Genomic DNA, 1,286 nt, shown 5'->3' with positions numbered 1-1,286 from the left:
CATGGCCAAAGCCAAATTTGAACGTAATAAACCACACGTAAACGTTGGTACCATCGGTCACGTTGACCACGGTAAAACCACCCTAACTGCTGCCATTGCTACCGTTGCTGCCAAGCATCACGGCGGTGAAGCAAAAGACTATGCTGCCATTGACTCAGCACCTGAGGAAAAAGCACGTGGTATCACCATCAACACCTCTCACATTGAATATGACACCGCAGCTCGTCACTATGCACACGTAGACTGCCCAGGTCACGCTGACTATGTCAAAAACATGATCACAGGTGCCGCTCAAATGGACGGTGCCATCTTGGTTGTTGCTGCAACTGATGGCCCTATGCCACAGACTCGTGAACACATCCTATTGTCTCGTCAAGTTGGCGTGCCTTATATCATGGTATTTATGAATAAGTGCGACTTAGTAGATGACGAAGAGCTACTAGAATTGGTAGAGATGGAAGTACGTGAACTGCTCTCTGATTATGATTTCCCAGGGGACGACACTCCAATCATCAAAGGTTCTGCCTTGTTGGGTCTAAATGGCGATGCTGGTCAATATGGTGAACCTGCCATCTTAGAATTGCTAGACACCCTAGACACCTACATTCCTGAGCCTGAGCGTGATATTGATAAAGCCTTCCTAATGCCAATTGAAGATGTATTCTCCATCTCTGGTCGTGGTACTGTGGTAACAGGTCGTGTTGAATCTGGCATCATCAAAGTGGGCGACGAAGTTGAGATTGTTGGTATCAAAGACACCGCCAAAACCACCTGTACTGGTGTTGAAATGTTCCGTAAACTGCTAGACGAAGGTCGTGCTGGTGAGAACTGTGGTGTTCTACTACGTGGTACTAAGCGTGAAGACGTTCAACGTGGTCAAGTACTCGCCAAACCAGGTTCAATCACCCCACACACCAACTTTGACGCTGAGGTATACGTACTGTCAAAAGAAGAAGGTGGTCGTCATACCCCATTTTTAAACGGCTATCGCCCACAGTTCTATTTCCGTACCACTGATGTTACCGGTGCCATCACCCTACAAGAAGGTACTGAGATGGTCATGCCTGGCGACAACGTTGAGATGAGTGTTGAACTTATTCACCCAATCGCCATGGACAAAGGTCTACGCTTTGCCATCCGTGAAGGTGGTCGTACCGTAGGTGCTGGTGTTGTTGCCAATGTTAAAAGCTGATTTAAAACAACATTAGCCCAACAACAATCCAAATGACCAATCAGACACTGACTAGGTCAAATCAAACCCCCTGCCAGAGATGGTAGGGGGTTTG

Annotated in this window: 1 protein-coding gene; it reads left to right on the top strand. The window is 47.4% G+C overall.

The features are described from left to right. The first annotated feature begins 1 nt into the window (after nt 1). On the top strand, nt 2-1,192 hold the full coding sequence (tuf, locus tag A7456_RS06295) for an elongation factor Tu (protein ID WP_066886983.1): 1,191 nt from the start codon (nt 2-4) through the stop codon (nt 1,190-1,192). Nucleotides 1,193-1,286 lie beyond the last annotated feature (94 nt).

The sequence above is a fragment of the Moraxella nonliquefaciens genome, from assembly GCF_001679005.1.
Taxonomy (GTDB): Bacteria; Pseudomonadota; Gammaproteobacteria; order Pseudomonadales; family Moraxellaceae; genus Moraxella; species Moraxella nonliquefaciens.
The sequence above is the reverse complement of the archived record's forward strand: the minus strand, read 5'-3'. Positions and strand labels throughout refer to the sequence as shown.

Excerpts from the sequence above, each read along its gene's own strand:
- tuf (WP_066886983.1), top strand. The coding sequence starts at position 2 with ATGGCCAAAGCCAAATTTGAACGTAATAAACCACACGTAAACGTTGGT.